This is a genomic window from Amycolatopsis alkalitolerans (assembly GCF_006152065.1).
Lineage (GTDB): Bacteria > Actinomycetota > Actinomycetes > Mycobacteriales > Pseudonocardiaceae > Amycolatopsis_E > Amycolatopsis_E alkalitolerans.
This window is the reverse complement of sequence record NZ_VDFW01000008.1, coordinates 186,511-212,302: the sequence shown is the minus strand read 5'-3', so window position 1 is coordinate 212,302 and position 25,792 is coordinate 186,511. Positions and strand designations below refer to the sequence as shown.

Below are 25,792 nucleotides of genomic sequence, written 5' to 3'. Positions count from 1 at the left end.
GAACCCGGAAGCTAAGCCTACCAGCGCCGATGGTACTGCACCCGCCAGGATGTGGGAGAGTAGGACACCGCCGAACTTCTTATCCGAAGGGCCCGCTAGAATAGCCAGTTGGCTGCCCCTAGCGGGCCCTTTCGTGTGTGTGCTCGACATCGGACTTTTCATGAGCAAGTAGGAGGAACAGGTGGCGGAGTTCGGACGGCGCGACTCGGAGGACGACGCCGCGTCCGATCGCCCGCGACGCCGTGACTTCGGTCCTGACAAGCGCCGATCGGGCGCTCCGCGTGGTGACAGGCGGGGGTTCGGCGGCGGTTCGGGGCAGTACGACCGCGACCGCGGAAGCGCTGGTCGCTCGCGTGACAACGGCCGGGACAACCGCTCCGGCGGCTATGGCGGGCAAGGCTCCGGCGGATACGACCGTCGGCGCGGCGATGACGACCGCCGTTCGGGTGCGCGCGGAGACAACCGCTCCGGCGGCGGCAGGTTCGACAACCGGCGAGGCGACCGTCCCGGCTGGAACGACCGGGACAGGGGCGACCGCTCGGGCGGCGGGAACAGGGACCGCGGTGAGCGGCCGTCGTGGAACAAGGACCGTGCCGGCAGGCCGAACGACCGCGGTGACCGTCCCGCGTGGGACAAGAACCGGCGCGACAACAGGGGCGGCTTCCGCTCCGACAACCGGCGCTCGAACGACCGGGGCGGGGACAACCACAGGTCCAATGATCGCGGCGGCTTCCGCGACAACGACCGGCGTGGGCAGCGCGACGACAACCGCGGTTTCAGTGGCGGGCGCGGCGGTGGCCAGCGTTTCGACCGCTCGCGGAGCGACGACCGGCGGGGGCAGTGGGGCGAAAAACCGCGCGCAGACCGCGACGAGCGGCGCGGGCCCCGCGACCGCGATCGCCGTTTCGACGACGAGCGGCGTGGCCCACGCAGTGATGAGCGCCGTTTCGGTCGGGACGGCCGTCCCGGGTCGCGTGAGGGCGGGCGAGCTTTCGACCGCGACGAGCGGCGTGGGGCGCGTGATGGTGAGCGGCGTTTTGATCGGGACAGCCGTCCCGGGTCGCGTGAGGGCGATCGGCGTTTTGATCGGGATGAGCGGCGTGGGCCGCGCGATGGTGAGCGGCGTTTCGATCGGGACAGCCGTCCCGGGTCGCGTGAGGGCGATCGGCGTTTCGAGCGGGACGAGCGGCGCGGTGCCCGTGACGGCGAGTCTGGGTTCGACCGGTCGAACGCACCCCGCGGTAACCGGGACGAGGGACGTGGCGGGGCACCTCGCCGTCCCCACAGCGGCAGACCCGCGGTGCCACTCGACGACGCCACGTTGGCGAAGGAACTCCTCGAAGCCCCCGAGCTGCCCGAGGACATCGAGTTCGACGACCTCGACGAGGAAGCCCGCCGAGAGCTGCGGACCCTGCCGAAGGGGCTGGCGGAGACTGTCGGCAAGCACCTCGTCGCAGCCGGCGGGCTGATCGACACCGACCCCGAGGCGGCTCTCGAGCACGCACGCTACGCGAAGGCGAAGGCATCCCGCGTGGCGATCGTGCGCGAGGCGCTCGGACTCGTGTCCTACCACGCCGGCCACTGGGCCGAGGCTCTGTCGGAACTGCGCGCCGTGCGCCGGATGACGCGGTCGGACAGCCACATCGCCGTCATCGCGGACGCCGAGCGGGCCATGGGCCGCCCCGAGCGGGCGCTCGACCTCGCCAAGGAGGCCGCGAACAGCGGATTGCCGCGAGACGTGCAGGTCGAGCTGGGCATCGTCGCGGCTGGGGCCCGCCGGGACATGGGCCAGCTCGACGCGGCCGTGGTCTCGCTGCAGGGACCCGACCTCGACCCGGCGAAGCGGGATCCGTGGAGCGTACGGCTCTTCTACGCCTATGCGGATAACCTCGCCGCGGCAGGCCGGCGCGACGAGGCGATCGAGTGGTTTCTCAACGCCGCCGACGCCGACGACGACGAGGAGACCGACGCCGCCGAGCGTGCGGCCGCCCTCTCGAACGACGACCTGCCCTTCGCCGAAGGCGCTTACCCGGACGACGACCTGCACGAGGACGAGCCGCAAGAACTGGCGGCCGACGATGACGCGGAGGTCCTGGAGGAGGCGCTCGCCGAAGGCCTTGGAGACGAGGTGGTTGAGCGGGTGGAGGGTGATTCCGCCGAAGGCCTTGGAGACGAGGTGGTTGAGCAGGTGGAGGGTGACTCCGCTAGAGGCCTTGGAGACGAGGCGGTTGAGGGGGCGGAGGGTGACTCCGCCGACGATCTTGAAGACGAAGCCATCGAGCCGGCGGGAGGCGACTCCGCCGGAGCACCCAACAGGGCGGAGCGGCCGGATGACGACTGACGGGGACACGCTCGCGACCGGCTACGACGTGATGTTGCTCGACCTCGACGGCACGGTCTACCAGGGCCCGCGGCCGATTCCCGGGGTTGCCGAGGTGCTCCGCGGGCTCCGGGGCCGTGGGACGGCGGTCCGGTTCGTCACCAACAACGCTTCCCGCGGACCCGGGGACGTGGCGCAAACCCTCCGCGGCATGGAGATCGACACCACCACCGACGAGGTCAGCACCAGCGCGCAGGCCGCCGCCAGGGTGCTCGCCGAACGGCTCCCCGCCGGCGCCAAGGTCCTGGTCGTCGGAGCCCCGGCGCTCGAAGACGAGGTCACCGCCGTCGGGTTGCGGCCGGTGCGGGAAGCCGCCGGCGCCGCCGCGGTGGTGCAGGGCCACTGGACCGGGACCGGCTGGGAACACCTCGCCGAGGGCAGTATCGCGATCCGCGCCGGCGCTTTCTGGGTCGCCTGCAACGCGGACGTCACCCTGCCCACCGAGCGCGGCCTGCTCCCCGGCAACGGTTCGATGGTCGCCGCGCTCAAGGCGGCCACCGGCGCTGAACCGGTGGTGGCCGGGAAGCCCGAGGCGCCGCTCTTTCACATCGCCACGCTGTCGGCCGGGGCGTCGAAGCCCCTCGTCGTCGGTGACCGGCTCGACACCGACATCGCCGGGGCGGTCACCGCGGCGATGCACTCGCTGCTGGTGCTCACCGGGGTCTCGACGCCGGCCGACGTGCTGGCCGCGACCCCGGCCGAGCGCCCGACGTACCTCGCGTCCAGCCTCGACGCCCTCGACCAGCCCGCCGACGAACTCGTCCCGAGCCCGCAGAAGGGCTGGCAGGTCGACGTCGACCACGCGCTCCTGGCGTCGAGCAAGGGCTCCGAGGACGCTTACGAACTCCTTCGGGCCCTGTGCCACGAGGCCTGGCAGTCCGGCATCACCGCCGTCGAACCGCGAGACGACGAGGCCGCCGCGGCACTCGCCGAGCTGGGGCTCACGCGGCCGGCCTAGCCGAACCGTTAGCCTGGGAACGTGCAGCAACAACCCAGCCCGCACCCGGTGCCCGGTCCGCCGCCGCGGCCGGCGGACCCGCGTGCCGGGATCGACGAGGCCATGGCCGGTCTCGACGACCTCGACCGGGTACCTCTCGCCGAGCACGTCGAGCGTTTCGACGCGGTCCACACCCAGCTCACGTTCGCCCTGTCCAGCATCGACAAGGTTTGACCGATGCCCCGTAGGGCCCGCCTCGACGCCGAACTCGTCCGCCGGGGCCTCGCCCGCTCCCGCGAGCACGCGAGCAGTCTCATCACCGAGGGCAAGGTGACCGTGCGCGGTCTGGTCGCGAGCAAGCCCGCCACCGGGGTCGACGCCGACGCGCCCATCGTGGTGCGCGCGGGCGACGACCCGGGTTGGGCCTCGCGCGGCGCGTACAAGCTTCTCGGCGCCCTCGACGCGTTCAAGGGCCTCACCGTGGAAGGCAAACGCTGCCTCGACGCGGGCGCCTCGACCGGGGGCTTCACCGACGTCCTGCTCCGCCGCGGAGCCGCGCAGGTCGTCGCGGCGGACGTCGGGCGCGGGCTGCTCGACTGGCGCCTGCGGACCGACGACCGCGTGCTCGTGCTGGACAGGACCAACGTGCGCACGCTGACGCCCGAGCAGATCGGCGGGCCGGTGGACCTCGTGGTCGGGGACCTCTCGTTCATCTCTCTGCGGCTCGTGCTGCCCGCGCTCGCGGCGTGCGCCCTGCCCGGAGCCGATCTGGTGCCGATGGTCAAACCGCAGTTCGAAGTGGGCAAGGAGCGGCTGGGCCGCGGCGGCGTCGTGCGCGACCCCGGGCTGCGCGTCCAGGCCGTGCTCGAAGTGCTCGCCGCCGCAGCGGAACTGGGCCTGCACGCGCACGGCGTGGTGGCGAGCCCGCTGCCGGGACCTTCGGGCAACGTCGAGTACTTCGCCTGGCTCCGCCGGGACGAGTCCACTGTGGATGATGTGGAACACCTGGTGCGCACGGCGATCGGAGAGGGTCCACAGTGAACGCAAAGCGCGAGGTGCTGCTCGTCGTGCACCCCGATCGCAACACCACCCGCGACGCGGCCCGCAAGGTCGCCGCGAAGTTCGCCGCCGCGGGTATCGGGCTGCGCGTGACCGAGGAGGACGTCCGCGAGCTCATCGACGACCCGCAGTGCAAGCTCGTCCCGCCGCACGACCATCCCGCCATCGGCGCCGAACTCGTCCTGGTCCTCGGCGGCGACGGGACCCTGCTGCGCGCCGCCGAGATCGCGCGCCCGGCGGGGGTGCCGGTGCTCGGTGTCAACCTCGGCCGCGTCGGCTTCCTCACCGAGGCCGACTCCGACGCGCTCGAAGAGACCGTGCACCGGGTCGCGGATCGCGACTACACCGTCGAGGAGCGGATGACGGTCGACGTCACCGTCACGCTCGGCGGCGAGCAGGTGGCCGAAACCTGGGCGCTGAACGAGGCGAGCGTCGAGAAGAGTTCGCGCGAACGGGTCCTCGACGCGCTGATCGAGGTCGACGGGCGCCCGGTGTCGTCGTTCGGCTGCGACGGCGTGCTGTGCGCCACGCCGACCGGTTCGACCGCGTACGCCTTCTCCGCGGGCGGGCCCATCATCTGGCCGGATGTCGAGGCGCTGCTGGTCGTGCCGAGCAACGCGCACGCCATGTTCGCCCGCCCGCTGGTGGTCTCCCGGGACTCCGTCATCACCGTCGGGATCGACCCCGACGGCTCACCGGCGGTCCTGACCTGCGACGGCCTCCGCCATATCGCGCTCCCGCCCGGCTCGCGGGTGCGCGTGGTGTCGGGCCGGATCCCGGTGCGGCTGGCACGGCTGTGGCCAGGGCCGTTCACCGACCGGCTGGTGCACAAGTTCTCCCTGCCGGTGAAGAGCTGGCGCGAACGACACGCGGGCTGATCGAACATATATTCGCAAGATGTCGGTCCCTACCGCTACGGTGGTGCCCGTGCTGGCCGAGATGCGCATCCAGGGCCTCGGAGTGATCGAGGACGCCCTGCTCGAACTGCACCCGGGGTTCACCGTGGTGACCGGCGAGACGGGTGCCGGTAAGACCATGGTCGTCACCGGGCTGCACCTGCTCTCCGGTGGGCGGGCCGAGGCTTCGAAGGTCCGGAACGGGTCCGGGCGGGCGGTCGTCGAGGGCAGGTTCGAAGGCACCCTCGCCGAACACGTGGCCCGCATCGTCGCCGACGCCGGCGGCGAGACCGACGAGGACGGCAGCCTGATCACCATGCGTTCGGTGAACGCCGACGGGCGTTCCCGCGCGCATCTGGGCGGAAGATCGGTGCCGGTGAACGTCCTGTCGGAGCTGGCCGACCGGCTGCTGGCGGTCCACGGGCAGAACGACCAGCTGCGCCTGCTGCGATCCGCCGAGCAGCGGGACGTGCTCGACCGGTTCGCCGGGGAGTCGGTGGCCGGGCCGCTCCAGCGCTATCGCGAGGTCCGCGAGCAGTGGCAGTCGGTGGTCGCGGAGCTGACCGAGCGGCAGACCCGCTCGCGCGAGCTGGCGCAGCAGGCCGATCTCCTTCGCCACGGGCTCGGCGAGATCGAGGTGGTCGATCCGCAGGCGGGGGAGGACGCGGAGCTCGCGGAGCAGATCAAGCGGCTCGCCGCGGCCGACGAGCTGCGCGCGGCGGCGAACGCCGCGCACGAACTGGTCTCGGGCGCCGCGGACGGTGATCCGGACTCGCCGGGCGCGCTGGGCCTCGTGGGCGAGGCGCGGCGGCGCCTGTCCGGCGCGGAGGACTCGGCGCTGCGGGATCTGGAACCACGGCTCGCCGAGGCCGCCGTGCTGCTCACCGATGTCGGCGCTGAGCTGGGCGGTTACCTCGACGGGCTGGAGGCGGATCCGGAGCGCCTCGAGCAGGTGCTGGCCCGCCAGGCCGACCTGAAGAGGCTGACCCGCAAGTACGCCGCGGACATCGACGGGGTGCTCGCCTGGGCCGAGGACGCCAGGGCCCGTCTGTCCACAATGGATACCTCAGAGGAGGCGCTGGCCGAGCTGGCGGCGCGCCGGGACGAGCTGGCGGCGGGGCTGGCCGAGCATGCGGAAGCGCTGTCGACGGCGCGCGGGCAGGCCGCGGCCGAACTGGCTGAGGCCGTCACCGCCGAGTTGGCCGGGCTCGCGATGGGCCAGGCCGAGATCGACGTGACCGTCCGGCGGCGGGCCGGTGAGGCGGGTGACCAGCGGGCGCTGCGGGTCGGCGGTGAGCTCGTGCACGCCGGCGGCAGTGGGATCGACGAGGTGGAGTTGCTGCTGCGCGCGCACTCCGCCGCGCCGCCGCTGCCGGTGCACAAGGCGGCTTCGGGCGGTGAGCTCTCGCGGGTGATGCTCGCGATCGAGGTCGTCCTCGCGGGCGCGGACACCGTGCAGACGCTCGTGTTCGACGAGGTCGACGCCGGGGTCGGCGGCCGCGCGGCGGTCGAGATCGGGCGCCGGCTCGCCCGGCTCGCGCGCAGCCACCAGGTGCTCGTCGTCACCCACCTGCCGCAGGTCGCGGCCTTCGCCGACCGGCACCTGGTGGTGGACAAGGGCACCGCGGAGGGCGTGACGCGCAGCGGGGTGAAGACGCTCGAGCAGTCCGAGCGGGTGCTGGAGCTGGCTCGGATGCTCGCCGGGATGGACGGCACGGAGACCGGGCGCGCGCACGCGGAGGAACTGCTCGCCGCCGCGGAGGCGGACAAGGCCACGGGAGCCCGCAAGAAGAAGCGCAAGAAATAGCCCGCAGGTCCTTTGCGGTCGCCTTTGGCACCGAGGACGAGCGCGAATAGCACAAGATCACGCTCGGAAACAACCGCCACTACGGCGTGTTGCCTGCGTCATCGCCCGTCCGTTTGTCACTATCGGTGCCATGAAGCTGCCCGGAGTGCTCACGCGGAACACCGAGAACCTGCCCGGAATCACCGGCGTGGCCAGGGTGGACCGGCGTACCCGGGAGCTGCTGCGCCGGATCAGCCCTGGCGACATCGTCGTGCTCGACCAGGTCGATCTCGACCGCACGACGGCCGACGCGCTCGTGGAGGCCGAGGTCGCCGCGGTGATCAACGCCTCGCCCTCGATCTCCGGGCGCTTCCCGAACCTGGGGCCCGAGGTCGTCGTCGGCGCCGGCATCCCGCTGATCGACGGCGCCGGCAGCGAAGTCCTGCGGCGCCTCAAGGACGGCACGAAGATCCGTGTGCACGAAGGCGTCGTCTACGTCGGCGAGCGGCGGATCGCCTCGGGCACCGAGCAGACCCGCGAAAGCATCGCCGATCAGATGATCGAGGCGAAGGCCGGGATGTCGACCCAGCTGGAAGCCTTCTCCGCCAACACGATCGAGTTCCTGCGCCGCGAGCGCACGCTCATCCTCGACGGGGTCGGCGTGCCCGACGTGCGGGTGGCGTTGCGGGACCGGCATGCCCTCATCGTCGCGCCCGGCAAGGGGCACGCGGCGGATCTGAAGGCGCTCAAGAAGTACATCGCCGAGCACCGGCCCGTCCTCGTCGGCGTCGACGCCGCCGCGGACACGCTGCGGGAGCTCGGCCACCAGCCGGACATCATCGTCGGGGACCCGGCCGGAATCCAGGCCGAGACGCTCAAGTCCGGCGCCGAGGTCGTGGTGCCCGCGCAGCCCGACGGGCATGCGCCGGGGGTCGCCCGGATCCAGGACCTCGGCATCGGCGCGGTCACCTTCCCGGCCTCGGGCAACTCCGAAGACCTCGCGTTGCTGATCGCGGACACGCATCAGGCGAGCCTCGTCGTGACCGTCGGCTTCCAGGCGACGCTCGCGGAGTTCCTCGACCACGGCCGCTCCGGCTCCAACCCGTCCACCTTCCTCACGCGGCTGAAACTCGGCACGAAGCTGGTGGACGGCAAGGCGGTCGCCGCGCTGCACCGCAGCCGGGTCTCGCTCGGCGCGGTGGTGCTGCTCGTGCTCGCCGCGCTCGTGGTGGTCGCGGCCGCGCTGCTGATGTCGGACGTGGGCAGCGTGTACCTCGACTGGATCCGCGGCACCTGGAATTCGTTCATCGGCTGGGGCAAGGGGCTTTTCTCGTGATTTCTCTGCGGTACCACATCGTTTCGATCGCGTCGGTGTTCCTGGCGCTGGCGGTCGGGGTGGTGCTCGGCTCGACTGCCCTGTCCGGTTCGCTGCTGTCAGGGCTTTCGAACGAGAAGAGCCAGCTGGCCAGCCAGGTCTCGGATCTGCAGGCGCAGCGCAACCAGCTCAACGCGCGGCTGACCGACGCCGACGCGTTCGCGGGCGCGATGGGCCCGAAGATCGTCGCCGGCGCGCTCGCGCAGCGCTCGGTCATCATGATCACCACGGAGGACGCGAAACCGGCCGACCGGGACGCCCTGGAGAAGCTGATCGGCCAGGCGGGCGGGACCGTCACCGGCGAGCTGCAGCTGACCTCGTCGTTCATGGACCCGGCGAAGGCCGATCAGCTGCGCCAGGTGGTGACGCGCCTGCAGCCGGCCGGGGCCACGTTCCCGACCGCGGGTGACCCGGGCACCCTCGCCGGGGCGCTCGTCGGTTCGGTGCTGATGCTCAACAAGGACACCGCGAAGCCACAGTCCACAACGGACGAACTGGCGGCCGCGATCGGTGGGCTGACCGACGGCGGCTTCGTCAAGGCCAGCCCGAAGATCGGCCCTGGGCAGCTCGCCGTCGTGCTCACCAGCGGCCAGGCGACCGGCGACGGGGCGGGGGACAAGGCCGCGACGCTGGCCCGGTTCGCCGCGCAGCTCGACCGGTCCGGCGCGGGTGCGGTGCTCGCCGGCGATCCGGCCTCGGCCGAGGGCACGGGCGCGATCGGCGTGGTGCGGGCCGACACCTCGGCGACCTCGATCCTGTCCACCGTGGACAACGTCAACACCGCGGCCGGGCGGGTGGCCACCGTGCTGGCGCTGCGTGAGCAGCTCGACGGTGCGGTGGGGCGGTACGGGATCGCGGGCAACGCGCAGGCCCCGGCGCCCGGGGTGGCCGCGAACGGCAGCTGAGCCTCAGGCTCTCTGCAGGAGAAGGACGTCGCGCGTGTCGAGGACGGTGCGGTAACGCGTTCGCCGGAGGTTCGTCAGCATCCGTTCCTGTTCCGGCACCGGGATCGGCCAGGCGATGAGCGGTTTGCTCGTTACGATCCACGCCGGATCGGTCGAGGGGCTGGGCTGTTCGGGAAAGAACAGCACCCGGCACCGCGAGGTCAGGTGCGGCGCGAACACGCTGCCCGCCGCCACCGTGGCGCCGTTCGGGATCCTGGCCAGCGCCGCGTTCACCGCTGTCCGGTCCGGACGCGGCCCCGGCAGCAGGATGGCGATGACCGCTGTCGACGTGAGCGCCGCGCAGGCAGGCGCCAGCGTCCGCATACGGGCGCCCATCGTTCCCAGCGCGTCGAGGGCGGCCAGGAAGGCGACGGGCATCAGAACCGCGTTGTAGTGATAGCCCGGGCCCCAGTACTTCGGGTAGGCCGAAAGCAGCCGCCAGGCCAGGGTCGGGATCAGCAGGATCGACAGCCGGGACCGCAGGCCGGCGAACGCGGTGGGGCCGAAGGTCAGCAGGAGCGTGGCCAGCTTGAGGCCGAGCCCATCGGTGAGGCCGGGAGCCATCCTGCCGGCGAAGCCGTAATGCCCGGTCGGGTTGATGGCGGGAATGACGACGCCGACGAGGACCGCGGTGATGGTGAACCCGGCCGCGATCGTGGCCCAGCCGAGTCGCTTCTGACCGTGCCATACGAGGTAGGCCCCGATCGCCGCGAAGGTCAGCGGCAGATCTTCCTTCACCAGGACCAAGGGCGCCGCGACCGCGACCGCGGCCGCCCACTGGCGGCGGAGCAGGCGCTCGGCCGAGAACGCCAGCAGCGGCACAGCGAAGCAGATCTCGTGGAAGTCGAAGGTGATCGCGTTGAGCAGGCCGGAGGAGAGCGCGTAGCCGGCTCCGAACACCGCGCCGCGCACGGCGCCCAGAACGGTCAGCGCGCATCGCGTGACCGGGACCGCCGAGACGGCCAGCAACGCCGCTTGGGCGAGCAGCAGCGTGTCCGGGGCGGGCCACAGGCGGTAGAACGGGGCGAGCAGCGCCAGTATCGGATGGAAGTGATCACCGAGCAGCGGGAAGCCGGGCGCCTTCAGGTCCGCGACCGGCCAGTGCCCGTGTGCGTAGGACCGCACGGCCTGCTCGAAGATCCCCAGGTCGTAGCCGGTGGCCAGCCAGATGTGGTGCAGCGCCAGTGACCAGACGGCATAACAGGCGAAGGCGACGATCCCGACCACCGCCGGGATCGGCGGCGCGCGACGGGCGAGGCGGGGAACGGTCCGGATCATGCCGGGCACGCTAACCCAGCCGCAGCGCGTTCTGGCAAGATGCCGCGGGTGCGTTTTGTTGCCGACCTGCACATCCACTCGAAGTACTCCCGCGCGTGCAGCAAGGACTGCGATCTCGAGCAGCTGACCTGGTGGGCGCGCCGCAAGGGCATCACCCTCGTCGGCACCGGGGATTTCACGCATCCGGCGTGGTTCGAGCACCTGCGGGAGAACCTGGTCCCCGCCGAGCCTGGCCTCTTCCGGTTGCGCGAGGACCTCGACGCCGGCATCCAGCGCCGCCTGCCGCCCGCGTGCGCCACCTCCGCAGTGCGGTTCATGCTCTCGGTCGAGATCTCCACGATCTACAAGCGGGCCGAGCGCACGCGCAAGGTGCACCACCTGATCTACGTGCCGGACTTCGAGGCGGCCGAGAAGGTCAACCAGAGTCTCGGCCGGATCGGCAACCTCGGTTCCGACGGCCGCCCCATCCTCGGGCTCGACTCCCGGGATCTGCTGGAGATCACGCTGGAAAGCGGCGACGGCTCGTACCTCGTGCCCGCGCACGTGTGGACCCCGTGGTTCGCGGTGCTCGGTTCGAAGTCGGGATTCGACGCGATCGACGACTGCTACGCCGATCTGTCCGACCACATCTTCGCGGTCGAGACGGGGTTGTCGAGCGACCCCGAGATGAACTGGAAGATCAGCGCGCTCGACAAGTACCGCCTGGTCAGCAACTCCGACGCGCATTCACCGCCGATGCTGGGCCGCGAGGCGACCCTGTTCGACACCGGGCTGGACTACTTCGCGCTCAAGCGCGCGCTGGAGACCGGGCAGGGGCACGCCGGGTCGATCGAGTTCTTCCCCGAGGAGGGCAAGTACCACGTGGACGGGCACCGCAAATGCGGCGTCCGGATGGAGCCGGGGGAGACCCGCGCGCACGGCGGGGTGTGCCCGGAATGCGGCAAACCGCTGACCGTGGGCGTGCTCAGCCGCGTCGAGGATCTCGCCGACCGTGCCGAAGCGGTGCGGCCCCCGGGCGCGGCGGAGTTTTCGAGCCTCGTCCCGCTGCCCGAGATCATGAGTGAAATCCTCGGCGTGGGGCCGAAGAGCAAGAAGGTGCTCGGCGAGATCGACAAGCTCACCGCTACCTTCGGGCCCGAGCTGTCGATCCTGCGGGAGGTTCCGGCCGGCGATCTCGAAGCCCGTTCGCCGTTGCTGGGTGAGGCCGTGCGGCGGCTGCGGCGCGGCGAAGTGATCCGCGAGGCCGGGTACGACGGCGAATACGGTGTGATCCGGCTGTTCGAACCGGCGGAGCTGAAGCGGTCCACGACGATCGGGTTGTTCGACGACGGCCTGTTCGCGCCCGAGCCGGCGCCGGAGAAGCCGGTCCGCAAGCCGGCCGCCGTGCCCGTTCCGGTCGTGGAACCCGTTGTGCCCCAAGCGATACCGGCTACCGGGTCGCTGCTCGACGGGCTGGACCCCGACCAGCGCGAGGCGGCGGGCAGCGGCGGCGGCCCGCTGCTGATCATCGCCGGGCCGGGCACCGGCAAGACCCGCACGCTGACCCACCGCATCGCGCATCTGGTGTCCGAACGCGACATCCCGCCCGAGCAGTGCCTCGCGATCACCTTCACCCGCCGCGCCGCCGAGGAGATGGCGGAACGGCTGCAGGCGCTCGTACCCGGGCACGCGGCGAAGCTGACGATCGCGACGTTCCACTCGCTGGGCGTGCGGATCCTGCGCGAGCAGCACGACCGCGCGGGCCTGAGCGCGGGCTTCGGCATCGCGAACCAGGCGCGGCAGCTCGAGATCCTCACCGGGGTCACCGGGGACGCCGACCGGCGAGCGCTCGCCGAGATCTCCCGCAATCGCCGCACCGGCACCGCCGACGAGCTGGCCCAGCGCTACACGAAAGCCTTGCGGCAGCAGGATCTCGTCGACTTCGACGATCTCGTCGCGCTGCCAGTCGCCCTGCTGGAGGCCGAGCCGGAGCTGGCCGTGCTGTATCGCGAGCGGTACCGGTGGATCAGCGTCGACGAATACCAGGACGTCGACGAGCAGCAGTACCGGTTGCTGCGGCTGCTCGCGCCGGCCAGCGGGAACCTCACCGCGATCGGGGACCCGGACCAGGCGATCTACCGGTTCCGCGGTGCCGACGTCGGGTTCTTCCTGCGGTTCCAGGAGGATTTCGCGCCCGCGCGCACCGTGCAGCTGACGCGGAACTACCGCTCGAACCCGCATATCCTCGGCACCGCGCTGCATGCCATCGCTCCCGGCACGCTCGTGCCCGGGCGCGAGCTGCGGCCGTACGGCGAGCACGGCGACGCGCTGGTCGGCGTGCACCACGCGGCCGACGACCGCGCCGAGGCTTCGTTCGTCGCCCGCACGATCGACCAGCTGCTGGGCGGCGCCTCCTTCCATTCGCTGGACAGCGGGCGGGTGGACTCCGATGGCACGCAGGGCCTCGGCTTCTCGGATTTCGCCGTGCTGTACCGGACCGACCGGCAGGCGCGGGCGCTGCTGGACGCGTTCGCGCAGGCCGGGTTGCCGGTGCAGAAACGGTCGCACGACCGGCTCGCGGAGCGGCCCGGCGTCGAGGAGATCGTTGCCGAACTCGCGCACCCCGGCGAGGGCACGACGGTGGCGGAGCGGGTGCGGCACGCCGCGGACGCCGTGCTCGCGCGCGGCGCGGAAGAGTCCGTCGTGCGCACGGCGGTCGACGTGCTCAAACCGCTGGCCCGGCGCTGCGGCGACGTTGCGCAGTTCCGGACCGAGCTGGCCATGGGCGTCGAGGTGGACACCTGGGATCCGCGCGCGGATCGCGTCTCGCTGCTGACCCTGCACGCGTCGAAAGGGCTGGAGTTCCCCGTCGTGTTCGTGGTCGGCTGCGAGGACGGGTTGCTGCCGTTGCGGTGGCCGGGCGCCGAGCCGCCCGACGAGGAGCTGGCCGAGGAACGTCGGCTGTTGTTCGTCGGGATCACCCGGGCGCAGCGGCATCTGTATCTGAGCCACGCGGCCGAACGCGGCGGCCGACGGGCCAGGCGGTCACGGTTCTTCGCGGACCTCGGCGACGAGGTCGAGCGGATCGGCGAAGCCGTGCCGCGGGCCCGGCCCCGCGAAACCCAGCTGCGGTTGCTCTAGGTTCCGGCGAGGGCCTCGACGACCGGGATCGCCTGCTCCAGCGCCATCGAGTTGATCGTGACGTAAGAGACGCCCAGCTCGTCGCGCCGCCGTTTCAGGGTGTCGATCACGGTCCCGGTGTCGCCGTTCAGGATCGAGACCTGCTGGTTCCCGGTGGCGCGGGCCGGATCGATGCCGAAGGTGCGCACCCACGGCGAGACCTCTCCGTCGCCGATATGGAACACGTTGACGCTCAGTTCCATCCGGTCGAACCGGTCCCCGGCGAGGTCGCGGACGAACCGCAACCGCTTGTCGAGACCGCGTTCGGTGCCGTCCGCGTGCACCGCGACGATGTCCGCCTGAAGTGCGGCGATCGTGAGCAGCTTGTCGCCGGCGCCCGCGACCATGATCGGTGGGCGCGGCGTCTGCACCGGGCTCAGCGCACCGGCGGAGAAGAGCTTGTCGACGGTGTCGATGGCCTCACCGACCTGCCGCACCCGCTCGCCCGCGGAACCCCACGGAGCGCCGACGAGCTCGGCGCCCGGCCCCGCGTCACCCCTCCCGGCGCCCAGGCCCAGCTCGAACCGGCCGTCGGAGAGCTGATCGAGCCCCGCCGTCTCCCAGGCGATCGTGCCCGGCGTGCGCAACGGCGTGTTGAGCACGAAGGTGCCCAGCCGGAGGCGCTCGGTGACCGACGCCGCGGCGGCCAGCGCCGCGAACGAAGGCGCTATGCCGACGCCGTCGGGCATCAGCAAGGTCGAAAAGCCGAGATCCTCGGCACGGCGGGCGGTCGCGGTCCAGTCACCGCCCGAGCCGCGAGGCACGGCGACCAGGCCGAAGCGGAAACGGCGTTCGGGCATGTTGGTGCTCCCTTGCTAGGTTGAGGTTCACGCTGATCATGCTCCCAGGGGGTTGCCGTGTCTGTAGGCCTCGGCCTGCCTATCGCCCGTCCCGAAGCACTGCTCGAGTGGGCCCGGCGCGCCGACGACAGCCCGTTCACCACGCTAGGCCTGCTCGACCGGCTTGTCTGGGACAACCCCGAGCCGCTGGTCACGCTCGCGTCGCTGGCCGGCGCCACGGCCCGGATCCGGCTGCAGACCGAGGTCCTGCTCGCCCCGCTGCGCGAACCGGCGCTGCTCGCAAAACAGGCCGCGACGCTGGACCGGCTCTCCGGCGGGCGGTTCACGCTCGGGCTGGGTGTGGGCGGGCGCGCGGACGAGTTCGATCTCGTGGGCGCGGACCTGCGCACCCGCGGGCGGCGGCTCGACGAGCAGATCATGCGGGACATCTGGTCCGGTGGTTCCGTGGGACCGGCGCCCCACCGGGAAGGCGGCCCCGAGGTGCTCTTCGGCGCCTTCGCGGAACCGGCGCTCGAACGCGTCGCGCGCTGGGGCGACGGATTCCTCTGCGCGGCGCCGCTTTCCTTCGCCGGCCGGCTTTTCGAGTCCGTGGAGAGGTTCTGGTCCCGCGCCGGGCGTGCGGGACGGCCGCGGATGGTGGCGCAGGTGAACGTCGCGGTCGGCCCCGAGTCCACAGTGGACGAAGCGAGGGCGGCGATCGCCGCGTACTACGGTTTCGCCGGCGACCTCGCGCGGCGCACCGCCGAGACCATGCTGACCACGCCCGCCGCCGTGCGCGAAGCCGTGGACGAGTTCACCGCGCTCGGTGCCGACGAGGTGATGCTCTACTGCTGGTCGCCGGACACCGATCAGGTCGGGCGGCTCGCCGAAGCGGTCAGCTGAGCATCGCCTGCCAGGCATCGGCGAACCCGGGGAACGTCTTGCCGACCGTCGCCGGGTTTTCGATCTCCACACCGGGCACGCGCAGCCCCAGCACCGCGGCGGCCATCACCAGCCGGTGGTCGTCGTAGGTGTGAAAGACCCCGCCGTGCAGAGGTGCCGGTGTGATCGCGAGGCCGTCCTCGGTCTCGGCCACGCCTGCGCCCAGCCCGGACAGTTCCGTCGCGAGCGCGGCGAGCCGGTCGGTCTCGTGCCCGCGTAGATGCGCCACGCCCGAGATCACCGAAGGACCGTCCGCGAGGCACAGTAGGGCCGCGACGACGGGGGTCAGCTCGCCGACCTCGTGCAGGTCCAGCCGCGCGCCCGGGAAACCGCCGCTGCCCGTGATCGTCAGGCCCGAGGCGTCGAGTTCGGCGCGCTGCCCGAGCTCTTCGAGCAGGCCGCGCAGCCAGTCTCCGGGCTGGGTCGTGTGCTCGGGCCAGCCCTCGATGCGGACCGAGCCGCCGGCGACCGCGGCGGCGACGGCGAACGGGGCGGCCGTCGAAAGGTCGGGCTCGACGGCGTAGGCGGGCAGGCTCAGCCGCGTCGCGGGCACGTGGAATTCCCGCCCCGAACGTTCCGGCACGGCGCCGAAGCGGCGCAGCAGATCCAGGGTCATCGCGATATGGGGCTCGCTTGGCGGCGCGTCCCCGACGAGACGCACCGTGACCCCCGAAGTGAAAGACGGGCCCGCGAGCAGCAGCGCGGACAGGAACTGGCTCGACGCGCTCGAATCCAGTTCGACCTTGCCGCCGGCGACCCCGCCGTGCCCGCGCACCGTGAACGGCGGCGCGCCGCGGCCCTCGTCCTCGATGTCCAGGCCCAGTTCCACCAGCGCGCGCAGCAGGGGTGCGATGGGGCGGCGGCGGATCGCTTCGTCACCGTCGAACACCACCGGCCGCGAGCCGAGCCCCGCCAGGGCCGGGGTGAACCGCGTGACGGTCCCGGCGTTGCCCAGCGTCACCGAAACCTCGGTGTCGCCTTCGGGTCGGAGCGGCTGGACGAGCACGCCGTCCCCGCTCGTCTCCGAGGAGGCGCCGAGCGCGGACAGCGCGCCCAGCATGAGCCGCGTGTCGCGCGAGTCGAGGGGTTCGCGGACCAGCGTCGGGCCCTCCGACAGCGCGGCCAGCACGTAGGCGCGGTTCGTGATCGATTTCGAGCCGGGCACGCGGACGGCCGCGTCCAGTGCGCCCGAAGCGGCCGGCGCGGACCAGGTGTTCGCTGTGTTTCCGGACACGACTGCCTCTCTGTTCCGCCTAACTGCTGCCAGTGACATCGAACTACGTCGGCGTGGCCGCCGCACGGGCGGGTCCAGGTGCGATAAGGTGGAGGCCCGTGGGACTTCAGCCGCGGACAGCCAAGTATGTCTTTGTCACCGGAGGCGTCGCCTCCTCTCTGGGTAAGGGCCTCACCGCCTCGAGCCTCGGACAACTCCTTACCGCACGTGGCCTCCGGGTCACGATGCAGAAACTGGATCCGTACCTCAACGTGGATCCGGGCACCATGAACCCCTTCCAGCACGGCGAGGTCTTCGTCACCGAGGACGGGGCCGAGACGGATCTCGACATCGGCCACTACGAACGGTTCCTCGACCGTGAGCTCTCCGGTTCGGCGAACGTCACCACCGGGCAGGTCTACTCGGAGGTCATCGCCAAGGAACGGCGCGGCGAGTACCTCGGCGACACCGTCCAGGTCATCCCGCACATCACCGACGAGATCAAGCGGCGCATCATGGCCGTCGCGACCGGTGACGGCACCGGCCAGCGCCCCGACGTGGTGATCACCGAGGTCGGCGGCACCGTCGGCGACATCGAATCCCTCCCGTTCCTGGAAGCCTGCCGCCAGGTGCGGCACGAGATCGGCCGCGACAACTGCTTCTTCCTGCACGTGTCGCTGGTGCCCTACCTCGCCCCCTCGGGCGAACTGAAGACGAAGCCCACCCAGCACTCCGTGGCCGCCCTGCGCAATATCGGCATCCAGCCCGACGCGCTGGTCTGTCGCGCCGACCGGGACCTGCCCGAGGACCTCAAGCGCAAGATCGGGCTGATGTGCGACGTGGACACCGAGGCGGTCATCGCCTGCCCGGACGCGTCGTCCATTTACGACATCCCGAAGGTGCTGCACGGCGAAGCGCTTGACGCCTACGTGGTGCGGCGGCTGGACCTCCCGTTCCGCGACGTCGACTGGACGGTGTGGGGGGATCTGCTCGACCGCGTGCACAACCCCGCCGAGACGGTGCGGATCGCGCTCGTGGGCAAGTACATCGACCTGCCCGACGCGTACCTGTCGGTGACCGAAGCGTTGCGCGCGGGCGGGTTCGCCCACCGCGCCAAGGTCGAGATCGTCTGGGTCGCCTCCGACCTCGCGACCACCGCGGCCGGCGCCGCGCACGCGCTCTCCGGTGTGGACGGTGTGCTGGTGCCCGGCGGGTTCGGCGTGCGCGGGATCGAGGGCAAGATCGGCGCGATCACCTACGCCCGCACGCGTGGCATTCCCGTCCTGGGGCTATGCCTGGGCCTGCAGTGCATGGTGATCGAGGCGGCGCGCAACCTGGCCGGGATCACCGACGCCAATTCGGCGGAGTTCGACGAGACCACCAAGCACGCGGTGATCTCCACGATGGCCGACCAGAAGGACGTCATCGCGGGCGAGCGCGACATGGGCGGGACGATGCGCCTGGGCGCGTACCCGGCGAAGCTCAAGCCCGGTTCGCAGGTCGCGAAGGCCTACGGCACGACGGACGTGTCCGAGCGGCACCGGCATCGCTACGAGGTCAACAACTTCTACCGCAAGCAGTTGCAGGACGCGGGCCTGGTGTTCTCCGGGACCTCGCCCGACGACCGGCTCGTGGAGTTCGTCGAACTGCCCGAGGACGTGCACCCGTTCTTCGTCGGCACGCAGGCGCACCCGGAGCTCAAGAGCCGCCCGACCCGCCCGCACCCGCTGTTCGACGCGTTCGTGAACGCCGCGGTGAAGTACCGCACCGCGGACCGGCTCCCGGTCGAACTGCCCGAGCCCACGGGCGTGCGCTGATGGCGCCGGGCGAGCACGAGTTCGAGGTGGTGTCCTCACGTGACGTCCACATCGGACACGTCGTCGGCGTGCGCGTCGACGACGTGCGGATGCCCGGCGGATCGGTCGCCAAGCGCGAGGTCGTCGAGCATATGGGCGCCGTCGCGATCGCGGCGGTCGACGACGAGGGCGCGGTCACGCTGATACACCAGTACCGGCATCCGCTCGGCCGGCGGATCTGGGAGCTGCCGGCCGGTCTGCTCGACGCGGACGGGGAGGAGCCCGTCGAGGCGGCGCGCCGCGAGCTGGTCGAAGAGGCCGGGGTGGTGGCGAAGCGGTGGGAGACGCTCGTCGACGTTGCTGCGTCGCCCGGGTTCACCGACGAGGTCGTGCGCGTGTTCCTCGCCCGCGATGTGTCCGAAGTGGACCGGGCAGAGCTGGGGCACGACGACGAGGAAGCGGATCTGGTCGTGCACAAGATCCCGCTCGCCGAGGCGGTGCGGATGGCGCTGGCGGGCGAGCTGGTCAACGGCGCGACCGTCGCGGGGGTCCTCGCCGCGCACGCGGTCCTGTCCGGCGCGGGCGAGACCCGCCCCGCCGACGCCGAATGGCGGGACCGCCCCCGCACCTTCGCCCGCCGCCCCCACTGAGCGGGCTCCGGAGGGGTTGCGGGCAGGGATAGTGTGTCCGCCGTGGCGGCTATCGCGGTGGCGCAGGTGATCACGGCCTACCTTGATCATCTGGCGGTCGAACGGGGCACCGCCCGCAACACCCTCGACAGCTACGCCCGCGACCTGCGTCGCTACGCCGCCCATCTCGAGCGCGTGCACGTCACCGATTTCCGGCGGATCAGCGAAGCCCAGGTCACCGCGTTCGGCGCGGCATTGCGCGAAGGCGACGACGAGCATCCGCCGCTCGCCGCGTCCTCGGCCGCCCGCGCACTCGTCGCCGTCCGCGGGCTGCACCGCTTCGCGCATATCGACGGCATCACCGAGGACGACCCGGCGCGCGAGGTCCGCCCGCCGGCGGCGGCGAAACGGCTGCCGAAGGCGCTGCCCGTCGACGACGTGCTGCGCCTGCTGGACGTACCCGGGACCGAAGGTGAGCGTCCGCTGCGCGACCGCGCGCTGCTGGAACTGCTGTACTCGACCGGCGCCCGGATCTCCGAAGCGGTTGGCCTCGATCTCGACGACATCGACCGCGGCGAGCGCACGGTGCTGCTCGACGGCAAGGGCGGTAAGCAGCGCTTGGTGCCGATCGGCAGGCCGGCCGTCGAGGCCGTCGAGGCCTACCTCGTGCGTGCCAGGCCCGTGCTCGCCGCGCGCGGCCGGGGTAGCGCGGCGCTGTTCCTCAACGCGCGCGGCACCCGGCTTTCGCGGCAGAGCGCCTGGCAGGTGCTCAAGGTCAGCGCCGAACGTGCCGGGATTTCCGCGAGCGTGTCCCCGCATACGCTGCGCCACTCCTTCGCCACCCATCTGCTTGAAGGTGGTGCCGACGTACGGGTGGTTCAGGAGCTGCTCGGACACGCTTCGGTGACCACGACCCAGGTCTACACCCTGGTTACGGTGAACACTCTCCGTGAGATATATGCTACGGCTCATCCTCGGGCGCTGGGTTGACGCGAGCGATTCCGGCGAGCCGCTTTGGCGACAAACGCCGCGCGCAATAGGCTTCGGCAGACCCGTCGAACGAGGAGTTTTCGCGCCATGTCGACACAGCAGCCACCGGCCAGATCGGCCGCAGCACGGTCGGCCGCCGCGAACCTCGACCAGCTGACCATCGCGACAGAGGGAGAGCCCGAGGCTGTGGACACGGCCGTGCAGCCCGGCAAGGTGAACGGGAAGCCCCAGGTGGGCCCCACCGGCAGACCATGGCGGGAGATACCGGACCCGCCCCTGCTGGACAAGCACGGTCCCGCGACCGTGCTCGCGATGTGCAACCAGAAGGGCGGCGTCGGCAAGACCACCTCGACGATCAACCTGGGTGCCGCCCTGGCGGAGTACGGCCGCCGGGTGCTGCTGGTCGACTTCGACCCGCAGGGCGCGCTGTCGGTGGGGCTCGGCGTGCAGCCGCACGAGCTGGAGCAGACCGTCTACAACGCGATCATGGAACGCTCGGTCAGCGCCGACAACGTGCTGCGCAAGACCAGCGTCGAGGGCATGGACCTGCTCCCGAGCAACATCGACCTGTCCGCGGCCGAGGTCCAGCTGGTGGCCGAGGTCGGCCGCGAGCACACGTTGCTCCGGGTCCTGCAACCGGTGATGGACGGCTACGACTATGTTCTCGTGGACTGCCAGCCATCGCTCGGGTTGCTCACGGTGAACGCGCTCACTGCCGCGGACGGCGTGATCATCCCGCTGGAGTGCGAGTTCTTCAGTCTGCGTGGCGTGGCTTTGTTGATCGACACGATCGAGAAGGTACGCGAGCGCTTGAACCCGAAACTGGACATCACCGGCATCCTGGCCACCATGTTCGACCCGAGAACCCTCCATTCGAGAGAGGTCATGGCGCGCGTGGTGGAGGCGTTCGGTGACACCGTGTTCGACACGGTGATCAACCGCACCGTGCGGTTCCCCGAGACCACTGTGGCCGGTGAGCCGATCACCCGCTGGGCCCCGAAGTCCGCCGGCGCGATGGCCTATCGCTCGCTGGCCCGCGAGGTGATCGCTCGGTGAGCAGGCGAGCCTCCCTGCCCGGGGCCTCGGAACTCTTCCGCCTGACCAGCAGTCCCGCACTCGAACCGGTCGCGCCCGTCGAGGTGCCGCGCCCGGCGGACGAGCGGGGCAAGCTGGAGCGCGGCGGCGCGACCCGGCGCGGTTCCGGTCGGCAGAAACACGATTCCAAGATCACGGTCTACGTCTCGGGTGACGAACTGGTCGCGATGGAGCAGGCGCGCCTCGCGTTGCGAGCGCAGCACGGGCTGGTGATCGACCGGGGCCGGCTGGTGCGCGAGGCGGTCGCGGTCCTGCTCGCCGATTTCGACCAGCACGGGCCGGACTCGGTACTCGTCCAGCGGTTGCGGGAGCACGAGTTCGACACCGAGGAAGCCGCCGGGTCGTGACCACACGGGAACCGGCTGAGGCTCCTCAGCCGGAGCCCGTCGCGGAGGAGAGTTCGCCGGAGAAGTTCAAGGTGCGCCTGTCGAACTTCGAAGGCCCGTTCGACCTGCTGCTGCAACTGATCTCGCAGCATCAGCTCGATGTCACCGAGGTTGCCCTGCACCGGGTCACCGACGATTTCATCGCGTACACGCGCGCGCTCGGTTCGGAATGGGACCTGGACGAGACCACCGAGTTCCTCGTCGTCGCGGCGACCCTGCTCGACCTCAAGGCCGCGCGGCTGCTGCCCGCGGCCGAGGTCGAGGACGAGGACGATCTGGCGCTGCTGGAGGCGCGCGACCTGCTGTTCGCGCGCGTGCTGCAGTACCGGGCGTACAAGCAGGTCGCCGAGCTGTTCTCGGAGCTGGAGGCGGGGGCGCTGCGGCGGTATCCGCGTTCGGTCGCGCTGGAGGAGCGGTACCTCGGGTTGCTGCCCGAGGTCATGCTGGGTGTCAGCCCGGAGAAGTTCCGGGAGGTCGCGCTCGCGGTGTTCCGGCCCAAACCGCCGCCGACGGTCTCACTCGACCACCTGCACATGGGCCGGGTCTCGGTCCGGGAGCACGCGGCGACGCTGCGGCTGCGGCTCGCGTCCGCCGGGACGGCGACGTTCTCGGAACTGGTGTCCGACTGCGAGCACACGATCGAGGTCGTGGCCCGGTTCCTGGCGTTGCTGGAGCTGTACCGGGAGTCTTCGGTGCAGTTCGAGCAGGCCGAGGCGCTGGGTGCGCTCAGCGTGCGCTGGACGGGCGGGTCGCTGGAGCAGGCCACCGATGAGGCCGAGCAGGATCGCGCCCGCGTTGAGGAAGAGGAGTACGGGTGAACCCCGAGGAAGAGCGGCCGGTCGAGCTGGACGAGATCCGTGCGGCGGCGCCGGAACCGGAGCGGGAAGCGGCCGCGCAGCCGGAACCGGAAGTGCCTGCGGCGGAAGGCGACACCGAGCCCGAGAGCACGGTCGACGACGAGTCCGATCTCGTCGCCATCGACCGGTCCGTGCCGGACCTCACCGAAGACGGCGCCCTGGAGTCGGCGCTCGAGGCGCTGCTGCTCGTCGTCGATTCCCCGGCCAGCGAGGAATCACTGGCCGAGGCCGTCGATCAGCCGGTCGCGCGCGTGGCACAGGCCCTGCGCACGATGGCCGAGCGGCTCACCGAAAACCGCCGCGGTATCGAGCTGCGCCAGGCGGGTGAGGGCTGGCGGTTCTTCACGCGCGACACGTACGCCCCGTTCGTCGAGAAGCTGCTCCTGGACGGCCAGCGCTCCAAGCTCACCCGCGCCGCGCTCGAAACCCTGGCGGTGATCGCCTACCGCCAGCCGGTCACCCGCTCGCGCGTCGCGGCGGTACGTGGCGTTAACGTGGACGGTGTCATCCGGACGCTGCTGGCGCGCGGGCTCATCGAGGAGGCCGGCACCGACGCGGAGACCGGTGGCACCCTGTATGTGACCACAGAGTTGTTCCTTGAGCGGCTCGGGCTCCCGTCGTTGCACGACCTGCCCCCGATCGCCCCGTTGCTACCCGAAGTGGACGCGATCGATGACATCTGATGAAGCACCCGAGGGCGTGCGCCTGCAGAAGGTGCTCGCCAAGGCCGGTATCGCGTCACGGCGCGCGGCGGAGGAACTGATCGCGCAGGGCCGTGTCAGCGTGGACGGCCGGACGGTGCGAGAGCAGGGGCACCGGGTCGACCCGGAGCACGCGGTGATCCACGTCGACGGGATGCGCGTGATCCTCCGCGAGGACCTGCTGTACTTCGCGTTCAACAAGCCCAAGGGCGTGCACAGTACGATGACCGACGAGCAGGGTCGCCCGTGCGTCGGGGACTATGTGCGCAACCGGTCCGACCGGCTGTTCCACGTCGGCCGGCTCGACGCCGAGACCGAGGGGCTGCTGCTGCTCACGAATGACGGCGACCTCGCCCACCGGCTGATGCACCCGTCGTACCACGTGCCCAAGACCTACCTCGCCGAGGTGGATGGTCTCGTACCGCGCGGTCTGGGCAAGCGGCTGCGCGCGGGGGTCGAACTCGAGGACGGCCCGGTCAAGGTCGACGCGTTCCGCGTGAAGGACATGCAGGCCGGGAAGACGCTGGTCGAGGTCGTGCTGCACGAAGGGCGCAAGCACATCGTGCGGCGGCTGCTGGCGGAGGTCGGTTTCCCGGTGCGGAAACTCGTGCGCACCGCGGTCGGCGACGTGCAACTGGGCAACCCCAAGCCGGGTTCGCTGCGCAGGCTCACCCGGGACGAAGTGGGCGGCCTTTACCGGGCGGCGGGTCTGTGATACCGCGGGGTTCCGCCGCTACCATCGCCCGGTGAGCACCACTCCACTCGACGTCCTGCGGCGCGTCTTCGGCTACGAGGAGTTCCGGGGCGAGCAAGAAGCGATCATCAACCAGGTCGTCGAGGGCGGCGACGCGCTGGTGCTGATGCCGACCGGCGGCGGAAAGTCCCTGTGCTACCAGGTCCCTTCGCTGGTGCGTGCGGGCACGGGTGTGGTGATCTCGCCGCTGATCGCGCTGATGCAGGACCAGGTGGACGCGTTGCGCGCGCTCGGCGTGCGGGCCGGGTTCCTCAACTCGACGCAGGACTACCAGCAGCGCCGCGAGGTCGAGTCGGCGTTCCTGGGCGGCGAGCTCGACCTGCTGTATCTCGCGCCCGAGCGGCTGCGGCTGGAATCGACGGTCGAGCTGCTCGGCCGCGGGAAGGTCGCGCTGTTCGCGATCGACGAGGCGCACTGCGTTTCCCAGTGGGGCCACGATTTCCGGCCCGACTATCTCGGGCTCTCGGAGCTGCACGAGCGGTGGCCGGAGGTCCCGCGGATAGCGCTGACCGCGACGGCGACGAAGGCGACCCACGCCGAGATCGCGACGCGGCTGAACCTCGACGGCGCCAAGCATTTCGTCGCGAGCTTCGACCGGCCGAACATCCAGTACCGGATCGTGCCGAAGAACAACCCGCAGAAGCAGTTGCTGGAGCTGTTGCGCACGGAGCACGCCGGGGACGCGGGGATCGTCTACTGCCTGTCGCGGAACTCGGTGGAGAAGACCGCGGAATTCCTCACCCAGAACGGCATCGAGGCGCTCCCGTACCACGCGGGGCTCGATTCGCGGACGCGCGCGGCCAACCAGGCACGGTTCCTGCGCGAGGACGGGCTCGTCGTGGTCGCGACGATCGCGTTCGGGATGGGGATCGACAAGCCGGACGTCCGGTTCGTCGCGCACCTCGATCTGCCGAAGTCCGTCGAGGGCTACTACCAGGAGACCGGCCGCGCGGGCCGGGACGGGCTGCCGTCGACGGCGTGGCTCGCGTACGGGCTGCAGGATGTCGTGCAGCAGCGCAAGATGATCGACACCTCCGAGGGCGACGAAGCGCATCGCAGGCGGCTGGCGACGCATCTGGACGCGATGCTGGCGCTGTGCGAGACCGTCGAGTGCCGGCGGGTGCAGCTGCTGAACTACTTCGGGCAGGCGGCCGGGCCGTGCGGCAACTGCGATACCTGCCTGACCCCGCCGGAGGCCTGGGACGGCACGATCCCCGCGCAGAAGCTGCTGTCCACTGTGTACCGGCTGCAGCACGAGCGGCGGCAGAAGTTCGGCGCCGGGCAGATCATCGACATCCTGCTGGGCAAGTCGACGCCGAAGGTGCAACAGCACCGGCACCACGAGCTGACCGTTTTCGGCGTGGGCACGGAGCTGTCCGAGGGGGAGTGGCGTGGCGTCGTGCGGCAGTTGCTCGCGCAGGGTTTGCTCGCCGTGGAGGGTGACTACGGCACCCTGGTGCTGACGGACGGCAGCGGTGACGTGCTGGGCCGGCGTCGAGAGGTGCGGCTGCGCCGGGAACCGAAACGGGAACCCCGCGCGCCGCGCACCGCGAAGAAGGCCGTGGTGGAGATGCCGCCCGAGGCGGCGCCCGTGTTCGACAAGCTGCGCGCCTGGCGCGCGGGCACGGCGAAGGAGCAGGGCGTCCCGGCGTACGTGATCTTCCACGATGCGACCCTGCGGCAGATCGCGACCGCGCAGCCGTCCACTTTGGAGCAGCTGGGCGGCGTGAGCGGGGTGGGGGAGAACAAGCTGGCCAAGTACGGCCAGCAGATCCTCGACGTCCTCGCCGGCTAGCTCCGCCCGCCCCTCACCTCGCGAGTCCGGCTTTCGCTGCG

At 71.2% G+C, this 25,792-nt stretch carries 23 protein-coding genes and 1 rRNA gene; 20 read left to right on the top strand and 4 right to left on the bottom strand.

The genetic code is table 11. The features are described from left to right. Positions 1 to 76: ribosomal RNA gene (gene rrf, locus FG385_RS35795) — 5S ribosomal RNA — on the top strand; the annotation flags it as partial. A gap of 42 nt (positions 77 to 118) precedes the next feature. Here the strand turns inward: rrf and FG385_RS34820 are convergent. Next, positions 119 to 1,285 (bottom strand): hypothetical protein, encoded by a 1,167-nt coding sequence (locus FG385_RS34820; protein WP_235022537.1) that lies wholly within the window; start codon positions 1,283 to 1,285, stop codon positions 119 to 121. Positions 1,286 to 1,300: 15 nt separating this feature from the next. Between FG385_RS34820 and FG385_RS34815 the strand changes: the two genes are divergently transcribed. From FG385_RS34815 to FG385_RS12580, 8 genes are all read left to right on the top strand, one after another. Then, entirely contained in the window at positions 1,301 to 2,341 is a 1,041-nt protein-coding gene (locus FG385_RS34815) for a tetratricopeptide repeat protein (protein ID WP_235022536.1), read from the top strand. Next, positions 2,331 to 3,338 carry an HAD-IIA family hydrolase gene (locus FG385_RS12610; RefSeq protein WP_139096871.1) on the top strand — a complete coding sequence of 336 codons (1,008 nt, stop codon included), beginning with the start codon at positions 2,331 to 2,333 and terminating at the stop codon, positions 3,336 to 3,338. The genes FG385_RS34815 and FG385_RS12610 overlap by 11 nt, the downstream gene beginning before the upstream one ends. Before the next feature lie 21 nt (positions 3,339 to 3,359). Further along, positions 3,360 to 3,551 (top strand): hypothetical protein, encoded by a 192-nt coding sequence (locus FG385_RS12605; protein WP_139096870.1) that lies wholly within the window; start codon positions 3,360 to 3,362, stop codon positions 3,549 to 3,551. Between the two features lie 3 nt (positions 3,552 to 3,554). Then, on the top strand, positions 3,555 to 4,358 hold the full coding sequence (locus FG385_RS12600) for a TlyA family RNA methyltransferase (RefSeq protein ID WP_139096869.1): 804 nt from the start codon (positions 3,555 to 3,557) through the stop codon (positions 4,356 to 4,358). Continuing rightward, complete coding sequence (locus tag FG385_RS12595) at positions 4,355 to 5,254, top strand: NAD kinase (protein ID WP_139096868.1); 900 nt, start codon at positions 4,355 to 4,357, stop codon at positions 5,252 to 5,254. The genes FG385_RS12600 and FG385_RS12595 overlap by 4 nt, the downstream gene beginning before the upstream one ends. Before the next feature lie 19 nt (positions 5,255 to 5,273). Next, positions 5,274 to 7,079: a DNA repair protein RecN gene (recN, locus tag FG385_RS12590; protein ID WP_139096867.1), complete on the top strand. Its 1,806-nt coding sequence runs from the start codon at positions 5,274 to 5,276 to the stop codon at positions 7,077 to 7,079. A gap of 130 nt (positions 7,080 to 7,209) precedes the next feature. After that, a complete protein-coding gene (gene steA / locus FG385_RS12585; RefSeq protein ID WP_139096866.1) occupies positions 7,210 to 8,394 on the top strand; it encodes a putative cytokinetic ring protein SteA in 1,185 nt (394 codons plus the stop codon). Next, positions 8,391 to 9,338, top strand: coding sequence for a copper transporter (locus FG385_RS12580; protein ID WP_139096865.1), 948 nt, complete (start codon positions 8,391 to 8,393; stop codon positions 9,336 to 9,338). The genes steA and FG385_RS12580 overlap by 4 nt, the downstream gene beginning before the upstream one ends. A 3-nt stretch (positions 9,339 to 9,341) precedes the next feature. Here the strand turns inward: FG385_RS12580 and FG385_RS12575 are convergent, their stop codons facing one another. Further along, entirely contained in the window at positions 9,342 to 10,655 is a 1,314-nt protein-coding gene (locus FG385_RS12575) for a DUF2079 domain-containing protein (protein WP_139096864.1), read from the bottom strand. A gap of 48 nt (positions 10,656 to 10,703) precedes the next feature. On the opposite strand from FG385_RS12575, the gene FG385_RS12570 reads away from it, so the two are divergent. Further along, positions 10,704 to 13,775 carry a UvrD-helicase domain-containing protein gene (locus tag FG385_RS12570; protein ID WP_139096863.1) on the top strand — a complete coding sequence of 1,024 codons (3,072 nt, stop codon included), beginning with the start codon at positions 10,704 to 10,706 and terminating at the stop codon, positions 13,773 to 13,775. Here the strand turns inward: FG385_RS12570 and FG385_RS12565 are convergent. Further along, the gene (locus FG385_RS12565; RefSeq protein WP_139096862.1) at positions 13,772 to 14,614 is read right to left on the bottom strand and encodes an LLM class flavin-dependent oxidoreductase; all 843 of its coding nucleotides are present in this window, start codon (positions 14,612 to 14,614) and stop codon (positions 13,772 to 13,774) included. The genes FG385_RS12570 and FG385_RS12565 overlap by 4 nt on opposite strands. Positions 14,615 to 14,671: 57 nt before the next feature. On the opposite strand from FG385_RS12565, the gene FG385_RS12560 reads away from it, so the two are divergent. Then, positions 14,672 to 15,496, top strand: coding sequence for an LLM class flavin-dependent oxidoreductase (locus FG385_RS12560; RefSeq protein ID WP_139096861.1), 825 nt, complete (start codon positions 14,672 to 14,674; stop codon positions 15,494 to 15,496). Here the strand turns inward: FG385_RS12560 and aroA are convergent. Then, positions 15,489 to 16,769 (bottom strand): 3-phosphoshikimate 1-carboxyvinyltransferase, encoded by a 1,281-nt coding sequence (aroA, locus tag FG385_RS12555; RefSeq protein WP_235022535.1) that lies wholly within the window; start codon positions 16,767 to 16,769, stop codon positions 15,489 to 15,491. The genes FG385_RS12560 and aroA overlap by 8 nt on opposite strands. A 98-nt stretch (positions 16,770 to 16,867) precedes the next feature. Between aroA and FG385_RS12550 the strand changes: the two genes are divergently transcribed. From FG385_RS12550 to recQ, 9 genes are all read left to right on the top strand, one after another. Further along, complete coding sequence (locus FG385_RS12550; protein WP_139096859.1) at positions 16,868 to 18,565, top strand: CTP synthase; 1,698 nt, start codon at positions 16,868 to 16,870, stop codon at positions 18,563 to 18,565. Further along, entirely contained in the window at positions 18,562 to 19,194 is a 633-nt protein-coding gene (locus FG385_RS12545) for an NUDIX domain-containing protein (RefSeq protein ID WP_139096884.1), read from the top strand. Before FG385_RS12550 ends, FG385_RS12545 begins: the two co-directional genes overlap by 4 nt. A gap of 66 nt (positions 19,195 to 19,260) precedes the next feature. Continuing rightward, positions 19,261 to 20,163, top strand: coding sequence for a site-specific tyrosine recombinase XerD (gene xerD / locus FG385_RS12540; RefSeq protein ID WP_139096883.1), 903 nt, complete (start codon positions 19,261 to 19,263; stop codon positions 20,161 to 20,163). An 87-nt stretch (positions 20,164 to 20,250) separates the two neighbouring features. Continuing rightward, positions 20,251 to 21,219, top strand: a complete 969-nt coding sequence (locus FG385_RS12535) for a ParA family protein (protein WP_139096858.1) — start codon at positions 20,251 to 20,253, stop codon at positions 21,217 to 21,219. Then, on the top strand, positions 21,216 to 21,605 hold the full coding sequence (locus FG385_RS12530; protein ID WP_139096857.1) for a cobyrinic acid ac-diamide synthase: 390 nt from the start codon (positions 21,216 to 21,218) through the stop codon (positions 21,603 to 21,605). Before FG385_RS12535 ends, FG385_RS12530 begins: the two co-directional genes overlap by 4 nt. After that, on the top strand, positions 21,602 to 22,462 hold the full coding sequence (locus tag FG385_RS12525) for a segregation and condensation protein A (protein WP_139096856.1): 861 nt from the start codon (positions 21,602 to 21,604) through the stop codon (positions 22,460 to 22,462). Before FG385_RS12530 ends, FG385_RS12525 begins: the two co-directional genes overlap by 4 nt. Next, positions 22,459 to 23,184 (top strand): SMC-Scp complex subunit ScpB, encoded by a 726-nt coding sequence (scpB, locus tag FG385_RS12520; RefSeq protein ID WP_139096855.1) that lies wholly within the window; start codon positions 22,459 to 22,461, stop codon positions 23,182 to 23,184. The genes FG385_RS12525 and scpB overlap by 4 nt, the downstream gene beginning before the upstream one ends. Then, the gene (locus FG385_RS12515; protein WP_139096854.1) at positions 23,174 to 23,917 is read left to right on the top strand and encodes a pseudouridine synthase; all 744 of its coding nucleotides are present in this window, start codon (positions 23,174 to 23,176) and stop codon (positions 23,915 to 23,917) included. The genes scpB and FG385_RS12515 overlap by 11 nt, the downstream gene beginning before the upstream one ends. A gap of 31 nt (positions 23,918 to 23,948) precedes the next feature. Beyond that, positions 23,949 to 25,751: a DNA helicase RecQ gene (gene recQ / locus FG385_RS12510; RefSeq protein ID WP_139096853.1), complete on the top strand. Its 1,803-nt coding sequence runs from the start codon at positions 23,949 to 23,951 to the stop codon at positions 25,749 to 25,751. Positions 25,752 to 25,792 lie beyond the last annotated feature (41 nt).